The sequence below is a fragment of the Pseudomonas fluorescens genome, from assembly GCF_902498195.1.
GTDB classification, from domain to species: domain Bacteria; phylum Pseudomonadota; class Gammaproteobacteria; order Pseudomonadales; family Pseudomonadaceae; genus Aquipseudomonas; species Aquipseudomonas fluorescens_BU.
In genome coordinates this window covers 598,548-616,918 of sequence record NZ_CABVIY010000001.1, presented here as the reverse complement: position 1 = coordinate 616,918, position 18,371 = coordinate 598,548, and the positions used below count along the sequence as shown (strand labels likewise).

The following is an 18,371-nucleotide window of genomic DNA, read 5'->3' as shown; positions in this document are numbered from 1 at the left end:
AGCGCAAGCCCGGCGGGTGCGCGTTATCGTTGACGTCGCCATCGCCATTGCGAGCAGACCCCACACAAGGGATTAGGTACATCCGCAAAATCAGGTCGGCTATCAGGCCGCCTTCGCGAGCAAGCCCGCTCCCACAGGGGATTGGGTACACCCGCCAAACCAGGTCGAGTGTCAGCTCGCCTCGCCGGCTTTTGATTTTGATCTTCCCGCCCCATCGGCAGGCCTCGTTCCGGTGTTTATCCGGGGAGTGGCGCGCAGCGCCGTTCGACGCAGTCGAACACGCTGCATGTAGGTGCAGCGAAGCCAACCGGAGGGCAGTGTCCCCGGATGAATGCCGGAGCGAAGGAACCCCGAGCCTTGGCGAGGGGCCGGACGCCGGGGCGAGACCTTTGCTTCCTTTGGGTTGGGCCGGCACTCCGGCGTTTGCCAAAGGGAGTCGGCCGTCAGGGCGAAACCATACGTAGCCGTTACCGCAGCAATGGATATGTACTCCGTCAGCGAGAGACAGGTCGGCTACCAGGCCGCCTTCGCGAGCAAGCCCGCTCCCACAGGGGATTGGGTACACCCGCCAAACCAGGTCGAGTGTCAGCTCGCCTCGCCGGCTTTTGATTTTGATCTTCCCGCCCCATCGGCAGGCCTCGTTCCGGTGTTTATCCGGGGAGTGGCGCGCAGCGCCGTTCGACGCAGTCGAACACGCTGCATGTAGGTGCAGCGAAGCCAACCGGAGGGCAGTGTCCCCGGATGAATGCCGGAGCGAAGGAACCCCGAGCCTTGGCGAGGGGCCGGACGCCGGGGCGAGACCTTTGCTTCCTTTGGGTTGGGCCGGCACTCCGGCGTTTGCCAAAGGGAGTCGGCCGTCAGGGCGAAACCATACGTAGCCGTTACCGCAGCAATGGATATGTACTCCGTCAGCGAGAGACAGGTCGGCTACCAGGCCGCCTTCGCGAGCAAGCCCGCTCCCACAAGGGATTGGGTACATCCGCGAAAGACAGGTCGGCTGGCAGGCCGCCATCGCTGCGATGCGGCGACCCGACAAGCCAGCTCCCAAAGGTACTGGTGAGCTCATGAAAACCCATATAGAACAAAAAAGCCCGCTGACCGTCACCGGTTCAGCGGGCTTTCTTTACTGCCGTTCAGTCAGCCCCGTCGCAATGGCAGGTCAACCGGATTACAGCGCCATATCAGCCGCAGCACTCTCTTTCACCGGCTTGGCTTGTTCAGCCTCGACAGCCGGAGCCGCCGCCTGACCAATCACCGGCGGCGCCGGCAGTTCCAGCACCTTGGCGGTGTAGGCCCACTCCTCGGCCACTTTCGCCGGGTCGCTGTTCAGCTGGGTGCCATAGCTCGGCACGATCTTGTGCAGTTTTTCCTGCCACTCAGGGGTCGCGACCTTGTCCTTGAACACCTTCTGGATCACGGTCAGCATGATCGGCGCAGCAGTCGAGGCACCCGGCGAGGCGCCCAGCAGACCCGCGATCGAACCGTCCGCAGAAGCAACGATTTCAGTGCCCAGCTTCAGCACGCCACCGGCGGCTTCGTCACGCTTGATGATCTGCACGCGCTGGCCCGCTTGCCACAGGCGCCAGTCTTCGGCCTTGGCGTTCGGGAAGTATTCCTTCAAGGCGTTGAGGCGGTCTTCGTCAGACAGCATCAGCTGGCCGGCAAGGTATTCCACCAACGGGTATTCCTTGATGCCGACACGGGTCATCGGCCACACGTTGTGCGTGGTGGTGGTGGTCAGCAGGTCCAGGTACGAACCTTCCTTGAGGAACTTGGTGCTGAAGGTCGCGAACGGGCCAAACAGGATCACGCGCTTGCCGTCCAGCACGCGGGTGTCCAGGTGCGGAACCGACATCGGCGGTGCGCCGACGGAGGCTTTGCCGTAGGCCTTGGCCAGGTGTTGCTCGGCGATGGCCGGGTTATCGGTCACCAGGAACGAGCCACCCACCGGGAAGCCTGCGTATTCGCGAGCTTCAGGGATGCCCGACTTTTGCAGCAGGTGCAGGGCACCGCCGCCGGCGCCGATGAACACGAACTTGGCGTCGGTTTCGGACTTGCTGCCGTCTTTCAGGTTTTTGTAGCTGACGCGCCAGCTGCCGTCGTCGTTCTTGGTGATGTCCTGGACTTCAGTGGACAGCTTCAAGTCGAATTTCGGCGTGGTTTGCAGGTGGGCAACGAACTGGCGCGTGATTTCGCCGAAGTTCATGTCGGTGCCCAGCGGGCTCCAGGTGGCCGCGATTTTCTGGTTCGGGTCACGCCCTTCCATCATCAGCGGGACCCACTTCTTGATCACGGCCGGGTCTTCGGAGTACTGCATGCCGGCGAACAGCGGGCTCGCCTGCAGGGCTTCGTAGCGCTTTTTCAGGAACTTGATGTTGTCATCGCCCCACACGAAGCTCATGTGCGGTGTGGCGTTGATGAACGAACGCGGGTTTTTCAGCACGCCTTGCTGAACCTGCCAGGCCCAGAACTGACGGGAAATCTGGAAGGCTTCGTTGATTTCAACGGCCTTGGGGATCGAGACCTTGCCGTTCTCGTCTTCCGGCGTGTAGTTCAGCTCGGCCAGGGCGGAGTGCCCGGTGCCGGCGTTGTTCCAGCCGTTGGAGCTTTCCAGGGCGACGCCGTCGAGACGCTCGATCATTTGCATCGAGGTGCCCGGTTCCAGCTCATTGAGCCACACACCCAGGGTGGCGCTCATGATGCCGCCGCCAATCAGCAGCACATCGACTTTCTTGGCTTCTTCCGCCTGGGCTGTCGTCATCCCCAACGACAACGCCAACCCCAGCAGGGCCGTGTTCACTTTTTTAAACATCTGTAGCACCTATGATAAAACGTCATCCGCCCTTCGATCCTTGTCGAGGAGTCCCTTGATCACGACAGGCAGGCACCTGTCCCGGGTTCTCGCCCGCGAGGATTGGAGGATGGGCACACAAGGCCGACTGACTGCATCGACCCCAGTTATATGTCCCTACTGAACTGACTTCTTATCTTTTTTGGCTTCAGCTACTTGAGCGACAGTGATTCTGTTCGCCCGCCTTAGCGGCAGGAAAACTGAATAGGTCAAACCAAGTTGTTGCCAAGAATATCACGACATGGCAAACCCGCGCGTCTGTTCGCGACTGGTTAGTCCGGGGCGCCGCGCCTGGCCTTCTATACTCATTCTGCTTTTTCCGAATAGAGCGTGCGAGGAGCCAGCAATGAGCGACAAAGACGATCTGCGCAAGTATTCCTCAGAAGTGATCGATGGCGTCGAAGCCGCTCCGGCCCGGGCCATGCTGCGTGCCGTGGGCTTTACCGATGAAGACTTCACGAAGCCGCAGATCGGCATTGCCTCCACCTGGGCAATGGTCACGCCATGCAACATGCACATCGACAAGCTGGCGATCGAAGCGGAAAAAGGCGCGAATGCCGCCGGCGCCAAAGGGGTGATTTTCAACACCATCACCATTTCCGACGGCATCGCCAACGGCACCGAAGGCATGAAGTATTCACTGGTGTCCCGCGAGGTGATTGCCGACTCCATCGAGACCGTGGTCGGCTGCGAGGGCTTTGACGGGCTGGTGACGGTGGGCGGTTGCGACAAGAACATGCCGGGCTGTCTGATCGGCATGGCGCGGCTCAATCGGCCGTCGATCTTCGTCTACGGCGGCACCATCCGCCCCGGTGCCGGCCACACCGACATCATTTCCGTGTTCGAAGCCGTGGGCCAGCATGCGCGCGGTGACATCAACGAGATCCAGGTCAAGCAGATCGAGGAAGTGGCGATCCCCGGCCCCGGTTCCTGCGGCGGCATGTACACCGCCAACACCATGGCCTCGGCCATCGAGGCGCTGGGCATGAGCCTGCCCGGTTCCAGCTCCCAGGAGGCGGTGGGCAGCGACAAGGCCTCGGACAGTTATCGCGCCGGGCAACAGGTGATGGAGCTGCTCAGGCTCGACCTCAAGCCACGGGACATCATGACCCGCCAGGCCTTCGAAAACGCCATTCGCGTGGTGATCGCCCTCGCCGGCTCGACCAATGCCGTGCTGCACCTGCTGGCCATGGCCCATGCGGTGGATGTCGAACTGACCCTGGATGATTTCGTCGAGCTGGGCAAAGTGTCGCCGGTGGTGGCCGACCTGCGCCCCAGCGGCAAATACATGATGAGTGAACTGGTGGCCATCGGCGGCATCCAGCCCCTGATGAAACGCATGCTGGCCGCCGGCATGCTGCACGGCGATGTGATGACCGTCACCGGCAAAACCCTGGCGCAAAACCTCGAAAGCGTGCCCGACTACCCTGCGGGCCAGGACGTGATCCTGCCCTTCGACCAGCCGATCAAAAAGGATTCGCACCTGGTGATCCTGCGCGGCAACCTCTCGCCCACCGGCGCGGTGGCCAAGATCACCGGCAAGGAAGGCCTGCGCTTTGAAGGCAAGGCGCGGGTGTATCACGGTGAGGAAGGTGCGCTGGCCGGCATCCTTAACGGCGAAGTGCAGGCGGGCGAGGTGATTGTGATTCGCTACGAGGGGCCCAAGGGCGGCCCGGGCATGCGCGAAATGCTGTCGCCGACCTCGGCGGTGATGGGCAAGGGGCTGGGCAAGGACGTTGCGCTGATTACCGACGGGCGTTTTTCCGGGGGTTCCCATGGTTTCGTGGTGGGGCATATCACGCCGGAAGCCTTTGAGGGCGGGCCGATTGCATTGGTCGAGGATGGCGACAGGATCACCATCGATGCCGAGACCCGGCAGATCACGGTGGATGTAACCGATGCTGAACTGGCCAGGCGCAAGGCGTCCTGGGTGCGGCCGGAATCGAGGTACAAGCGCGGGGTGCTGGCCAAGTATGCGAAGACCGTGTCCAGTGCTTCGGAAGGGGCGGTGACCGACAAGTACCTTTAGGCATTTGTTCTGCGCTGACTGGACTGACGCCTTCGCGAGCAAGCCCGCTCCCACAGTTGAAATGCGTTTCACTGTGGGAGCGGGCTTGCTCGCGAAGAGGCCGTCAAATTCACCGAAAAGAATCGCTAGGCGGCCGGCTCATAACCAAACATCGACTTCACTTCCAGATAATCCTCCAGCCCGTGCACCCCCCACTCGCGGCCATTGCCCGACTGCTTGTAACCGCCAAACGGCGCGCCGTTGTCAGCCTTGCTGCCGTTGAGGTGAACCATGCCTGTACGCAGGCGCCGTGCCACCGAACGGGCCCTGTCCAGCGTGCCCGCCGTGACATACCCCGAAAGGCCGTAAGGACTGTCATTGGCAATCGCCACCGCCTCGTCTTCGGTGTCATAGGGGATGATCACCAGCACCGGCCCGAACACTTCCTCCCGGGCGATCGGCATGTCCGGATGGACATCGGCGAACACCGTCGGCCTCGTGTAATAACCCCGGCTCACACCGTCCGGGCGCCCGACGCCGCCGCATACGGGGTGCGCCCCTTGATCGATGGCGGCACCGATCAACGCCTGCACCCGTTCAAATTGCGCGGCATTGGCCAGCGGCCCCATGGCACTGGCCGGATGGCTGTCGTCGAAACAGATCTGCGCCGCGACGCTGCGGGCGATGTCCACGGCCTGCGCCTGCAACGCCCTTGGAATCAACAACCGGGTCGGTGCGTTGCACGATTGCCCGCTGTTGCGAAAACAACTGGTCACGCCGTGCCGGACCGCGCTGTCGATGTCGGCATCGGCGAGGATCAGGTTGGCTGACTTGCCGCCCAACTCCTGGGACACCCGCTTGACCGTATCCGCCGCGGCCTTGGCCACAGCGATGCCGGCGCCGGTCGAGCCGGTGAACGAAACCATGTCGATGTCGGGATGGCGGGCGATGCCGTCGCCAAGGGTCGGGCCATCGCCATTGACCAGGTTGAACACGCCCTTGGGTACGCCGGCCCGGTGCAGAATGTCGGCCAGCAACATCGCTGACAACGGCGCCTTCTCGCTCGGTTTGAGCACCAGGGTGCAACCGGCCGCCAGGGCCGGCGCGAGCTTGCAGGTCAACTGGTTGAGCGGCCAGTTCCAGGGCGTGATCAACCCGCAGACGCCAATCGGCTCGCGACTGATCAGGGTGGTGCCGTGCGGCTGGTCGAACGCGTAGTTGCGCAGCACCTCGAAGGCCCGTTGCAAGTGCCCAAGCCCCGCCGGCACATGGGCACTGCGGGCCAGCGACAGCGGCGCGCCCATCTCCCGGTGCACCAGTTCCACCAGCGCTTCACTGTGCTGGCGATAGCCTTCGATGATGGCGGCCAACAGGTCCAGGCGTTGCTCCCGCGACCATGCCGCGTACAGCGGGAAGGCACGTCGGGCCGCCGCCACGGCCAGATCAAGGTCGGCACGGCTGCCCAGGCTGATCACACCAATGGCGCCCTCGGTGGACGGGTCGATCACCGCCAGGGTGTCGCCGCCCAGGGGCTTGACCCACTGGCCGTCGATATAGAAGTCCTGGTAATTCATCGGGCCTCCTCAGGCGACTTGATCGAGCACACGCTGCAAGGTGTCGAAGATCAGCGCGATCTGCTCTTCGCTGATGATCAGCGGCGGCGACAGCACGATGTTCTCGCTCGAGGCGCGCACCAGCAGCCCGGCGTCGAAACAGCGCTGCGCGACCTCGGCGGCACGGGCGCCTGGCGCACCGTCGCGTGTCTTGAGTTCCACGGCGCACAGCAGACCGATGGCGCGCACGTCCTGCACCAGGGGGCTGTCACGCAATGCCAGCGCCGCATTCTGCCAGACCGGAGCGACCTGCCGAACGTGAGCGTTGATACCCAGCTCCTCATGCACCGCCAGGGTCGCCAACCCCGCCGCACAGGCCAGCGGATGGGCCGAATAGGTGTAGCCGTGCATCAGCTCGATGGCTTGTTCGGGACCTTGCATGAACGCCTCATACACCGAACCGCTGACCAGCACCGCACCCATGGGCACAGCGCCGTTGGTCAGGCCTTTGGCCAGGGTCATCAGGTCGGGCGTCACGCCGAAGGCCTGGGCGGCGAACGAATGCCCCAGGCGACCGAAACCGGTAATCACCTCATCGAAAATCAGCAGCACGCCATGGCGGTCGCAAATTTCCCGCAGTTTTTGCAGGTAACCCACAGGCGGCGCGTACACCCCGCCGGAGCCGGTCACCGGCTCGACGATCACCGCCGCGACCGTTGCCGGGTCGTGAATTTCCAGCAATTGCAACAACGCCTCGGCATAGTGCGCGCCCTGCTGCGGCTGGCCGGCGCTGAAGCGCAGGCTGGCGTCATAAGGCAGCGGCAGGTGCGCCACATCGCCCAGCAGCGGCCCGAAGTCGCGCTTCTGCCGTCCGATACCGGACACCGACAAGCCGCCAAACCCCATGCCGTGATAACCCTTGGCGCGGCCGATCAACTTGGTCCGGCGACTGTCGCCACGGGCCTGGTGGTAGGCGCGGGCAATCTTCAGCGCGGTGTCCACCGCCTCGGAACCTGAGTTGGTGAAGAACACCTTTTCCAGCCCGCCCGGTGCGATCGCGGCCAGTTGATCGGCGATGCTCAGGGCCGCCGGATGGCTCATCTTGAACGAGGACACGAAGTCCAGGCGCCCCGCCGCTTCGCGGATCGCTTCAACGATGCGTGCCTGGCCGTGGCCGGCGTTGACGCACCAGAGTCCGGCCATGGCATCGAGCACCCGGCGGCCTTCGGTGGTGGTGTAATGCATGCCCTCGGCGCTGTCGAACAGCATCGGCTGGCGATTGAACGGGCGCATCGGGGTAAACGGCGCCCACAGCGCCGAAGAGGAAATCGGGTTCATTGCGTGTTATCCATCCAGTTAATCAGGGTCAGATCCGGGTAGCGGTGAGTGTCGGGCGTTGCATCGACCCGGCATTGGTGTTGACGCCTCGGTCGAACAGCAGCCGGCCCTCCTCCAATCGGCAACTGACGTGATCGCCGAACGCGGTTTCGACGAAACGCCACTCCATCCGCCACTCGCCTTGCGCGCTCCAGCGACCCTGGGCGATAACCGGGGTCTGCTCCGGCTGGTACTGGTGATGCAGGTAGTTGCCGGTGAGGCTGGTCTGCGTTTCGACGGGCTGCTGCAAACCGACCCGCAGGCTGTGGCGCCCACGGTGATCGACCAGGGTGAAGTCGCAGTAGTCGTCACGAAAATCGAAGCCCAACTCCAGCACACCGTCTTCGTTCGGTTCTACGGCGAAGCGTCCTTGCAGGGCAGCGGCTTGCGGCGAGGCACTCAAGCCTTGCAGCACGGGCAGGCGCAAGCCATCGATCAGCGTGTCGAGCTGCTGCTGGCTGGTGTGGGGATCCGCGGCCTCACGCCCCAGCGCCGGGAACAAGTGTTCCCAGATCGCCGCCTGCAAGCGTCGTTCACCCAGGCGCAGGCCGCAGGTGAAGGCGATCACCGTGTCCTGGTCCGGCAGCACCATGCAGTACTGGCCGAAAACGCCAGAGGCGTAGTAACCGCCGTGCTTGGTCATCCACCACTGGTAGCCGTAACCCTCGCGTTGCGCCTCGGCGTTGCTGTCCTTGTTGCGCGGCAGGTACTGCTTGCCGTCGAACTCGCCCATCCACACATCCTCGACCTGATTGCGGCCGGCCTCGGCGATCCACTGCGCAGACAGCAATTGCCGGCCCTGCCACTGGCCCCGGTTCAGGTGCAGCACACCGAACTTCAACGAGTCTTCCGTGGTGCAGCTCAGGCCGTTGCCGCCAGAGTTGTAGCCACCGGGCGCCAGGTCCCACTCCAGCTTGTCCAGGCCGAGATAGTCGAGGACCCGCTCTTGCAGCAAGGCGTGCAGGGTCTGCCCGGTGACCTGGGTGACAATCGCCGACAGCATGAAGCTGGTGGCGCTGCTGTAGATGAACGACTGGCCCGGCGGCTCATCCACCGGCTCATGCAGGAAGGCCTCGACCCAGCTGGTTTTCAGGTTGCGCCAGTCGCCGCCGGAAATGCCCCGTTGATGGCCGGTGCGCATGGTCAACAAGTCTTCCACGGTCATGGCCGCCAGGTTGGCGCTGATGTCCACCGGGCACAGCTCGGGGAAGAAACTGACCACTTTGTCTTCGAGCTTCAGGCGCCCGTCGTCGATCAGCAGGCCCACGCCAGTGGCGGTCCAGCTCTTGGTTGCCGAGTGCTGCACGTGCATGCGCCGCGCCGAATACGGACGCCAGAACGCCTCCGCCACCACCGCACCCTGGCGATAGAGCATGAAGCTGTGCAGTTCCAGGCCGGCGCTGGCGACGGTCGAGAGGAAATCGACGATCCCGCGAGGGTCGACGCCTCGTTCATGGGGCAAGGCTCTGGGCAAGGGTATGTAGGTCATGGCGCAACATCCTCAAAAATTGCCGTTTTTCTGCCCGGCAATGTTTTTATATATCAAATAATACACACATTGGTTTAACGATCACTGCTTAAATGTATTTGCGCGGCTTATAATTCAGTTTTCGGCGACCTCCTGGCTCCCCGCGCTTTTCGGGTATGCTTCCCTCCCCTGTCACAGGAACCACTACGCGCCATGGCTCAACTCACCTCGCTGCAGACCAAAGTCGCCGGCCAGATCCTTTCCGCCATCCAGTCCGGCGACCTGCAACCCGGTACCCACCTCAAGGAAGTGGAACTGAGCCAACGGCTGGGCGTGTCGCGCTCGCCGATCCGCAGCGCCCTCTCCTACCTCGCCGAGCAGCAGCTGATCGAGCCATTGCCGCAACAGGGCTTTCGCGTGCCGCTGCAAACCACGGGCGTTTTGCCGGAGCAGTTCGACGAGCTGCACAACGAGGAAGACGCGCTGTACACCCGGCTGATCGATGACCGGCTGAACCAGGTCCTGCCCGACCAGATCTCCGAAAGCGATCTGCTCAGGCGCTACGGCGCCGGCAAAAGCGTGTTGCGCCGCTGCCTGCTGCGGCTCTCCGATGAAGGCGTGATGCAGCGCAAGCACGGTCACGGCTGGATGTTCCTGCCGACCCTGAGCAGCCCGCAGACGCGCTTCGAGAGTTACCGCTTTCGCATGCTGGTGGAGCCGGCCGGGCTGCTGGAGCCGACCTTCAAGATCAACGCCGAGCAGTTCCGTCGCTGCCGCCAGCGCCAGCTCGAACTGCTCGAAGGCCAGGTCGACGGGCAGCGTTTTTTTGAAAGCAACGCCGAGTTTCACGAACTGCTCGCGGCGGCGTCGGGCAATACCTACATCCTGCAAGCGATCCAGCAGCAGAACCGCTTGCGTCGACTGACCGAGTTTCATTCGGCGAGCAACGTCGAGCGCGTGAAGGTGTCCTGCCGGGAGCACCTGGCGATTCTCGATGCGCTGGAGCAAGGGGATAACGAATGGGCTTCGACCTTGCTGCACCGGCACCTGGAGGTGGCCAGCAAGATGGGAGTGGCGCGCAATAAGGCTTGATGCACTCGGTTGTGCCGCAACAGCCAAGCGAGGCGGCCTGATAGCCGACCTGACTTTGGCAGACGCGTCTGATCCCTTGTAGGAGCGAGCCTGCTCGCGATGGACGTCAACGATAACGAGCCCTGTCTGAATGGCCGCGTTGCCTGGACTTTTTTCGCGAGCAGGCTCGCTCCTACAGGTATTGGGTAGCTTTTGATTTGGCTTTAGATCTTGATCTACCTGCCCCGTTTCCAGAGGCCGAACGCAAGCCTTTTTGGGTACTTTTTTGGCGTTTGAAAAAAGTGCCTCGCCGTAAGGGCGAAACCCTAAGTGGTCGTGACCGCAGGAATGGATATGTACACCTGACAAACAATCGTCGCCTGACACAAAGCCTTCGCGAGCAAGCCCGCTCCCACAGGGGATAGGTGCACAACCCACCAATCCTGCCGGCCACATGTTCATCACCAAAGCGCCACGGTGTAACCCAGGATCACCCGGTTTTCGTTCATGTCCCGCAGGTAGTTGGCCTTGCTCAGGCCGTTGCGCCAGCGCAGCGAAACCCCCTTGAGCGCCCCGGACTGGAACACATAGCCCAGGTCGATATCGCGCTCCCACTCTCGCCCCTCGCCGGCAAAGCCCAGCACCTGGGCCTGGTCGCCCTTGGCCCAGCGGGTCGAGAACGTCAGCCCCGGAACCCCCAGCACCGCAAAGTCGAAGTCGTAGCGCGCATGCCAGACCCGCTCGTTGGTCTGGGAGAAGTTGCTCAGCTGATACTCCGAGAACAGGTAGGTGTTGGTGCCATCGACATAGGTGAAAGGCGTATCGCCGAATTGCTCCTGATAGCCGCCGCCCAGGCTGTGGCCCTTGTAGCTGTAGGCCATGCGTGTACTCAGGGCACGGTTGTCGACCTTGCCCGCCAGGCCGGCGCCGGCCTTGTCCGCGTCGAAGTAACGGATGTCGGTTTTCAGCGTACCGCCACCGAGGGCGAAGCTGTTTTTCAGGCCCACGTAGTGCTGCTGGTAGATGTCTTCCAGTTGCGCGAAGTGATAGGTCAAAACCAGGTTCGGCATGAGCTTGTAATCGCCGCCCATGAAACGGAACTGGTCACTCTTGGCCGAACTTTTATAGGCACCGCTCTGGCTGGTCAGCCCCATGTCTTCGTAGTCGGTGGACTCACGCTGTTTGGTCCGGTCGATCTGGCCGCCGGTGAGGGTCAGGTCCTTGATGTCCGCCGATGTCAGCTGAGTGCCGCGGAAGCTCTGCGGGAACAACCGGCTGGTGTTCGGCTGCAGGGTGGGCAGGTCCGGCAGCAGATAGCCGCTGCGCAACTCGCTTTTGGCCAGGCGCATTTTCCCGGTCACGCCCAGCTTGGAATAGTCGTCGTGGGCGCGCTTGGCGTAGCTCGGCTTGCCGGGCTCGGCCTCGTTGTCCCGCGACAGCAGGCCGGAGCCGGAGCGGTCGGGGCTGGAATCGAGTTTCAGGCCGAGCATGCCGACCGCGTCGACACCAAAACCGACCGTGCCTTCGGTGAAGCCCGACTTCAGGTTGAGGATGAACCCCTGGGCCCATTCCTCGCGTTTCGACTGCCCGGCGTCTTCACGGTAATCGCGGTTGAAGTAGTAGTTCTTCAACTCCAGATCGGCCTTGCTGTCCTTGATGAATTCAGCCTGGGCCTGGGCACTGAACAGGCCCCCGCCCATCAGGCTGACACCGGTCATGATCAGGTTCAGGTTGCTGTTGTTGCTCATTGCTTGGCTCCTGGCAGTCGTCGTGTATGAGTGGGTCTTATTGTTTTTCGGACATGACTTGCCCCTTCGCGCCAATCTTGGACGGGCGCGCGGGGTGCAATCAGGGTGTTAAATCAGGCGGTTACTTCAATGGCTGGCCGGTCGTATCCGGTAACCGCCATCGGCGAGTTTTTCCAGCGGGCTGGCCGCCGCCAGCAATTGGCGCGTGTACGGATGCCGCGGGTGGTCGAAGACCTGTTCGCGCCCGCCGACTTCCACCACCTCGCCCTGGTGCATCACCGCCACCCGGTGGGCGATGCGCTCCACGGCCGCCAGGTCATGGGAGATGAACAGGCAGGCAAAGCCGTACTGGGCCTGCAAACGCTCGAACAATTCGAGGATCTGCTTCTGGATGGTCATGTCCAGGGCGGAGATCGGTTCGTCGGCGATCACCAGTTGCGGATGGCGCACCAGGGCCCGGCCGATGGCGACGCGCTGGCGCTGGCCCCCGGACAGCTGATGGGGAAAGCGCTCGACAAAATGATCGGCCAGGCCGACATCGCGCAGGGTCTGCGCCACCCGTTCGCGGCGCTGGGCGGCGTTGAGGCCCGGTTCGTGGCGCAACGGTTCGGCAAGGATCTCGCCGATTTTCATCCGTGGATTAAGCGACGAATACGGGTCCTGGAAAATCATCTGGCATTGCAGGCGATGGGTACGGTTGGCCGCCTTGAGGATATCGACGCCCTTGAAGCGGATCGAACCGGCGCAAGGCTTGATCAGCCCCACCAGCGAACGGCCGAGGGTGGTCTTGCCCGAGCCACTGCCACCGACCAGCGCCAGGGTTTCGCCCGGTGCAATCGAAAGGCTCGCCGAATGCACCACACGCTTGTGCTGGCGCTTGCCCCAGAACGATGGCGGACCGGGGTGTTCGATGCACACCTGGTCGACCTCCACCAGCGGCCCGTTGCTCGCCGGCAGCGGTGCCAGTGCGCCGCGCCGGGGCAAGGCTTCGAGCAACTGGCGGGTGTACTCGGCCTTCGGCGCCAGCAGGATGTCGTGGATCGTGCCCTGCTCCACCGATTTGCCGTGGCGCATCACCACCACTTTGTGGGCATAGCGCGCCACCAGGGACAGGTCATGGCTGATGAACAGGATCGCCGTGCCCTGCTCGCGGGTCAGTTCGAGCATCAACTCGATGACATCAAGCTGCGCCAGGCAATCGAGCGCCGTGGTCGGCTCATCGGCAATCAGCAGCGCCGGGCGCAACAGCATCACCGAGGCCAGCATGATCCGCTGGCGCATGCCGCCGGAGAACTGGTGCGGGTAGGCCTCCAGGCAGCGCTCGGCATCCTTGATGCCGATGCGCCGCAACATGGTCAGGCAGCGTTCACGGATCTGCCCGGCATTCAGGTCCGTGTGCAGTTGCAGTGCTTCGCTCATCTGCTGGCCGATTTTCAAGGCCGGGTTGAGCGACACCATCGGTTCCTGGAACACCATGCCGATGCTTGCGCCACGGATGGCCCGCAGCCCGGCGGTATCGGTGGTCACCAGGTCGCGGCCCTGGAAATCCAGGCGTCCGCCGCACACCTGCATCGGCATCGGTAGCAAACCGATGGCCGCCCGCGCGGCCATGGTCTTGCCGCTGCCGGACTCGCCCACCAGGGCCACGATCTCGCCCGGCGCGACGCTGAAGCTCAGGTCATCGACGGCCAGCGGGCCATGCTCGCCCACGCGAATCTTCAGGTTTTGCACGTTCAGCAACGCAGTGTGGGATGACATGCTCATTTCCTCATCCGGGGGTCGAGACGATCACGCAGTGCGTCGCCGAACAGATTGATAGCCAACAGCGCCAGGCAGATGAACAGCCCCGGGAACACGCCCAGCCAGGGGGCCGAGGCGATGTAGGGGCGGCTCGTGGCGAGCATGTTGCCCCAGGTGGCCGCCGGCGGCGGCACGCCCAGGCCGAGGAAGCTCAGCGCACTTTCCGAGAGCAGCGCCCAGCCGAACATGCTGGTGGCCAGCACACAGAGCGGTGCCAGGCAATTGGGCGCGATGTGCCGCAGCATGGTGTACAGCTCGGAGTTGCCGATCACCCGCGAGGCTTCGATGTACTCCAGCTCACGCAGCGACAGCACCGTGCCGCGCACCACGCGCACCACCGACGGCGTGTAGGCGATGCCCAGCGCCAGGACGATGCCGTACTTGCTGGCGCCGATGATCGCCATGATGCCCAGGGCCATGAGGATCCCCGGAAACGCCAGCAACGCATCGTTGAACATCATCAGCAACCGGTCGGTCCAGCCGCGCAAGTAGCCGGCGAGCATGCCGATCAGCGTCCCGGCGACGACGGCGACCGTGACGGTCAGCAGGCTGATCCACAGGCTGGTGCGGGCACCGATCAGCAAGCGGCTGAGCACATCGCGACCGAACTCGTCGGTGCCCAGCCAATGCACGGCCGAGGGCGACTGAAAGCGCGACACCAGGTCGATGCGCAGCGGATCGAACGGGGTCCAGACCAGCCCCAGCAGCGCCAGGACAATCAGGATCAGCAACAGGCCGCCGCCGATCAGCGCGTTGGCCGGTGGCCAGGCGCGCGGTTTCTTGAGCGGTGGGCTCGCGGCGCCCACGAAAGGGGCCGAAGGGATATTCGAACTCATAACTTCACCCTTGGATCGAACAGTGGGTAGAGCAGATCCACGCAAAGGTTGACCAGCACATAGATGAAGGTGATCAGCAACAGGCACCCCTGCAGCACCGGGTAGTCGCGGGCGAAAATCGAGTCGACCATCAGCCGGCCGATGCCCGGCAGGGTGAACACGGTTTCCAGCACCGCAATGCCGCCGAGCAGGTTGCCGAGGATCAGCCCGACCAGGGTCCAGGTCGGCGCAAAGGCGTTAGGCAAGGCATGCCGCCACAACACCGCACGCTCGGACAAGCCCTTGGCACGGGCATGGGCGATGTACTCCAGGCGCAACACTTCAATGGTGCTGGCCCGGGCCATGCGGGTGATCGCGCCCAGCTCCACCAGCGTCAGGGTTACCACCGGCAGCACCAGGAAGCTCATGGCTTGCCACGGCGCCTGGGCAAAACTCACGTAACCCACCACCGGCAACCAGCCGAGCTTGATGCCAAAGGCGTGAAGCAACAGCAGCCCGAGCCAGAAGCTGGGGATCGACAACAGCAAGGTGGCCGTGGTCACCAGCCCCAGGTCCAGGGCGCTGTTCTGTTTCCAGGCGGCGATCAGGCCGACCGGCACCGCGATCAGCGTGGCCAGCAACACCGCCACCAGCACGATGACGGCGCTGACACTGAACCGGTCCAGGATCAGCGGCAATACCGCCTGCCGGGTGCTGATCGAGAAACCCAGGTCGCCGCTGAGGACGGCCTTGAACCAGATCAGGAACTGGGTCACCAGCGTGTGATCCAGCCCCAGGTTACGGCGCATGTCGGCCAGGCTCTGCGGGTCGGCCATATCGCCGAGCATCAGCAGCGCCGGGTCGCCGGGGATCAGGCGAATCAACGCGAACACCATCACCGAAATCAGCAACAGGGTCGGTATCGCCATCCCGAGTTTTTGCAGGATAAAACGCAACATGATCAGGCTCCGCCTTACTTGGCCGCGAGGCTGACGCCCCACAGTCGCGGCTTGGCCACCGGCCAGGAGTGGTAGCCGCGCACGCTGTCGCGCAGCCCGCCAATGATGGTGCCGTTGTAAATGATCACCATCGGCGCGTCCTGCATCATCATCCGGTGCAACTGGTCGAACAATGCCTGGCGCTTGCCGGTGTCGCTCTGGCGCACGGCGTCACGCAGCAACGCCTGGGCCTGCGGGTTATCCCAGACCTTGCGCGGCTCCTTGCTCTTGTCGCCCATCAGCGAATCGAAGCCCAGCGCCGGGTCCAGTCGCGACGAATAGGAGAACGACATCATCTGGTAGTTGCCGCTCTGGTAACGCTCCAGTTGCGTGCCCCACTCCAGGGTTTCCATCTCGATGTTCAAACCGGTGGCCTGGGCCATGGCCTGACTGAGCACGCCCATGTCGAACATCTGCTGGTAGCGTTTGTTGACGATCATCTTGATCGGCTGGCCGTGGTAACCGGCCTCTTTCAGCAGACGCTGGGCCTCTTGCGGGTCGTAGCGGTAGCCCTGTCTGGCGGCGGTGTCATAGAACGGACTGGTTTGTGGGATCGCCGAGTTGTTAGGCTCCGACAGGCCGTTGGACAGGGCGGTGACCATTTGCCCGTAGTCCAGCGAATGGGCGATGGCCTGGCGGATGCGCACGTCCTTGAGCAGGGGGTCGTTGGTCTGGAACAGCAGGCCGCAGATCGCCATGATCGGGCTGACCGACACCTGGATGCCCGGCAGCGCCTTGACTTCCTGGGCGTCACTGGCGGTGATGTCCGGCAGCAGGTCGATGTTGTTCGACAGCAAGGCCGCCTTGGCCGACGCGGCATCGGGAATGATCATGAAGCGCACGGTGTCGACCAGTGCCTGCTTCTTGCCGGTAAAACCGTCGGGGCCGGCCTCGTCACGGGCGCTGTAATCCTTGAAGCGCGCCAGCTCCACGGACTGGCCCGGGTTCCACTGTGCGAGGCTGAACGGGCCGGTGCCGATCGGCGCCTTCCAGCGCCCGTCCGCCGCGACCGAATCCGGGTGCAAGATGCCGCCACCGCCGCAATCCGGCCGGGCCATCGACGCCAGGAACAGTCCGCTGGGCTGGTCGAGCTGGAACACCACGGTCAGCGGATCGGGGGTGGTGATGCTGGTGATTTTCGCCCCGCCGCGACCATCGAACTCCGCCAGGCAGCGCCATTGGGTCTGCGGGTTGAGGTAATGCGACCAGGTCCATTTGACGTCGGCGGCGCTCATCGTCGCGCCATTGTGGAAGCGCACCCCTTCGCGCAGCTTGAAGGTGTAGGTCAAGCCGTCATCGGACACCTGAACCTCCCTGGCCAACAGCGGGCCGACGGAGGCGTCCTCGCGATGGGCCACCAGGCCTTCGACAATGTGCAGCATGACGGTATCGGTGTTTTCGTCACGGTTGACGCCCGGCTCGGTGCTGCGGATGTCGGCGTTGAGGCCGACGCGCAATGTGCTATCGGCCTGGGCCTGCGCCACGGCGGCGCTGAGCGCGACCACGCCGAGCGCTTGCAGGGTGACACTCAGAGATCTGTTGAGTATGCGATTCACGGGAGAGGCTCTCCTTCGCTGAAAAGTCCGGCCAGGGGCAGAGCCGGCTTCAAGCCTGTGTTTATGTCGTTTTTGTTATGGCCTGACCGGGATCAGCGCCGCATGCGATTTTGTTTTTTTGAATTCGCACGAACATATTCACAGCATGCAGATCGCATTGCAATGTTTTTTTCATCACATAAAAACATTGTCGTGAATTTCAGACGAACAGGAAGCTTCCGTGTAGTCCGTGAAATCCGGGCATTCACGGACGGCCCCTTCGCGAGCAAGCCCGCTCCCACAAGGGTCCTGTGTTCACAAGTCCACTGTGGGAGCGAGCCTGCTCGCGAAGGAGGTCTTAAGGGCAATACACATTGAAAGGATGGATCAGAGCCTGAACCGATCCACCGACTGCGACAGCTTCCCTGCCAATAAAGACAACTCATCCGTGGTCGAAGCGGTCTGCCCGATCACCTTGCTGTTGCCTTCGGACATGCCGGCAATCATCTCCACCTGATGGGCGATTTCATTGCTGGCCAGGCTCTGTTCGCCGATGGTGCGGCTGATGTCGTTGACCAGTTGCGTGGTGCTGAGCGTGGCGTCGAGGATTTCGCGGATGGCGCGTTCGACGTCGGCGGTCACGGCCATGCCTTTGTCGACCTGAGCCACGCCCGCCTCCATGCTGGTCACCGCTTCGCGGGTGCTTTGCTGGATGCGCGAGACCATGCTGGCGATTTCCTGGGTGGAGGCGCTGGTGCGTCCGGCGAGGCTGCGCACCTCGTCGGCCACCACGGCAAACCCGCGTCCCTGTTCACCGGCGCGGGCGGCCTCGATGGCGGCGTTGAGCGCCAGCAGGTTGGTCTGATCGGCAATGCCCTTGATCACCTGGATGATGCTGAAAATCCCTTCGGACTCCTTGTCCAGCGTGCGGATCACCTGCGCCGACTGCTGCGCCGAACGGGCGATGCCGTCCATGTCGTTGACCACCTGATGGATCACCCGTCCACCGTCCTTGGCCAGGGCTTCCGCCTGATTGGCCATGTTCAGCGCGCGCTCGGCATGCCGGGTGATTTCCTCGATGCTCGCGGTCATTTCGCTGGCGGCGGCGGCCATGGTGCTGGCGGCGACGCTTTGTTGCTGGCTGCTG

The 18,371-nt window shown here is 63.3% G+C and carries 12 protein-coding genes; 2 read left to right on the top strand and 10 right to left on the bottom strand.

Annotated elements, in window-relative coordinates; translation table 11 throughout:
- Nucleotides 1-1,168 precede the first annotated feature (1,168 nt).
- Complete coding sequence (gene mqo / locus F8N66_RS02900; protein ID WP_150768732.1) at nucleotides 1,169-2,812, bottom strand: malate dehydrogenase (quinone); 1,644 nt, start codon at nucleotides 2,810-2,812, stop codon at nucleotides 1,169-1,171.
- 385 nt (nucleotides 2,813-3,197) lie between these two features.
- Between mqo and ilvD the strand changes: the two genes are divergently transcribed.
- Nucleotides 3,198-4,880 carry a dihydroxy-acid dehydratase gene (gene ilvD, locus F8N66_RS02895; RefSeq protein WP_150768731.1) on the top strand — a complete coding sequence of 561 codons (1,683 nt, stop codon included), beginning with the start codon at nucleotides 3,198-3,200 and terminating at the stop codon, nucleotides 4,878-4,880.
- Nucleotides 4,881-5,005: 125 nt separating this feature from the next.
- On the opposite strand, the gene F8N66_RS02890 is transcribed toward ilvD, so the two are convergent.
- The 3 genes from F8N66_RS02890 to F8N66_RS02880 are packed head-to-tail and all read right to left on the bottom strand — an operon-like array spanning nucleotide 5,006 to nucleotide 9,278.
- Complete coding sequence (locus F8N66_RS02890; RefSeq protein WP_150768730.1) at nucleotides 5,006-6,433, bottom strand: aldehyde dehydrogenase family protein; 1,428 nt, start codon at nucleotides 6,431-6,433, stop codon at nucleotides 5,006-5,008.
- A gap of 9 nt (nucleotides 6,434-6,442) precedes the next feature.
- Nucleotides 6,443-7,750 (bottom strand): aminotransferase class III-fold pyridoxal phosphate-dependent enzyme, encoded by a 1,308-nt coding sequence (locus tag F8N66_RS02885; protein WP_150768729.1) that lies wholly within the window; start codon nucleotides 7,748-7,750, stop codon nucleotides 6,443-6,445.
- Nucleotides 7,751-7,778: 28 nt separating this feature from the next.
- Nucleotides 7,779-9,278, bottom strand: a complete 1,500-nt coding sequence (locus tag F8N66_RS02880; protein ID WP_150768728.1) for a serine hydrolase domain-containing protein — start codon at nucleotides 9,276-9,278, stop codon at nucleotides 7,779-7,781.
- A 192-nt stretch (nucleotides 9,279-9,470) separates the two neighbouring features.
- Here F8N66_RS02880 and F8N66_RS02875 point away from each other — a divergent pair, with 192 nt between their 5' ends.
- Nucleotides 9,471-10,349, top strand: a complete 879-nt coding sequence (locus tag F8N66_RS02875) for a GntR family transcriptional regulator (RefSeq protein ID WP_150768727.1) — start codon at nucleotides 9,471-9,473, stop codon at nucleotides 10,347-10,349.
- Nucleotides 10,350-10,789: 440 nt separating this feature from the next.
- On the opposite strand, the gene F8N66_RS02870 is transcribed toward F8N66_RS02875, so the two are convergent.
- From F8N66_RS02870 to F8N66_RS32055, 6 genes are all read right to left on the bottom strand, one after another.
- Entirely contained in the window at nucleotides 10,790-12,076 is a 1,287-nt protein-coding gene (locus F8N66_RS02870) for an OprD family porin (protein ID WP_150768726.1), read from the bottom strand.
- A gap of 126 nt (nucleotides 12,077-12,202) precedes the next feature.
- A complete protein-coding gene (locus F8N66_RS02865) occupies nucleotides 12,203-13,834 on the bottom strand; it encodes an ABC transporter ATP-binding protein (protein ID WP_150768725.1) in 1,632 nt (543 codons plus the stop codon).
- Nucleotides 13,835-13,836: 2 nt separating this feature from the next.
- Nucleotides 13,837-14,712: an ABC transporter permease gene (locus F8N66_RS02860; protein WP_150768724.1), complete on the bottom strand. Its 876-nt coding sequence runs from the start codon at nucleotides 14,710-14,712 to the stop codon at nucleotides 13,837-13,839.
- Entirely contained in the window at nucleotides 14,709-15,650 is a 942-nt protein-coding gene (locus F8N66_RS02855; protein ID WP_150768723.1) for an ABC transporter permease, read from the bottom strand. The genes F8N66_RS02860 and F8N66_RS02855 overlap by 4 nt, the downstream gene beginning before the upstream one ends.
- Before the next feature lie 14 nt (nucleotides 15,651-15,664).
- Nucleotides 15,665-17,221, bottom strand: coding sequence for an ABC transporter substrate-binding protein (locus tag F8N66_RS02850; RefSeq protein WP_412070716.1), 1,557 nt, complete (start codon nucleotides 17,219-17,221; stop codon nucleotides 15,665-15,667).
- Between the two features lie 390 nt (nucleotides 17,222-17,611).
- Complete coding sequence (locus F8N66_RS32055) at nucleotides 17,612-18,337, bottom strand: methyl-accepting chemotaxis protein (RefSeq protein ID WP_412070715.1); 726 nt, start codon at nucleotides 18,335-18,337, stop codon at nucleotides 17,612-17,614.
- Nucleotides 18,338-18,371 lie beyond the last annotated feature (34 nt).